1 protein-coding gene is annotated in these 534 nt (G+C 37.5%); it reads right to left on the bottom strand.

Features of this window, described 5'->3' with window-relative positions:
• Window positions 1–54 precede the first annotated feature (54 nt).
• Window positions 55–534 (bottom strand): ERF family protein (locus ACFIJJ_RS10185; RefSeq protein ID WP_375646870.1); only part of this gene is annotated, 480 nt, incomplete at its 5' end.

The raw sequence follows: 534 nt of genomic DNA, 5'->3' as shown, positions 1-534 counted from the left end.
GCAGTGACTTTACCCAAGCGCGCTTGAAACCACTCTGCTGTCCTTTGTTCCATTTCACACCGCCGTTTCTTGTTGAGTTGGCGCATATTCGATATCTTGTATAGGTGCATCTAATTGCTCTTGTTGTGCTTTATTCATTTGCTTTCGTTGCTTTTTTTTCAAAGAAAACAAAGCGGTTTGTGCTTGTTTAAAAGACATATCTTTTAGATTTTTTACTCCTATGAAAGAGAGAAGCCTACTTTCTTCAGATTGTGTTTTTTTAATTAATTCTTTGATTTCATTCATCTGTTCAGAAGAGATACCCGCAAGAAGTGTTATTCCATCTGTATCGTCTTCTTTTCTTGCAACATTAAGAAGCATGCCTAAGAGATATCTCCGTGCGTAGGTGAGAGTAGAACCAACCGCTTGTATGTTATTTTTGCTCCCTGTAGCGTCAAAAGGAAATGTTCCTTCTGTTGATATTTCATTGCCCGATATATGCTTTAAAGTCATTTCTACAGTTATGTCATTTGAACTCTGGTCTTTGATACGAGA

This window comes from Bartonella sp. TT29SHDZB (assembly GCF_042193395.1).
In the GTDB taxonomy this organism is placed as follows: Bacteria; Pseudomonadota; Alphaproteobacteria; order Rhizobiales; family Rhizobiaceae; genus Bartonella.
Note: the sequence above shows the minus strand (reverse complement) of the source record. Positions and strands in the feature narration are given on the sequence as shown.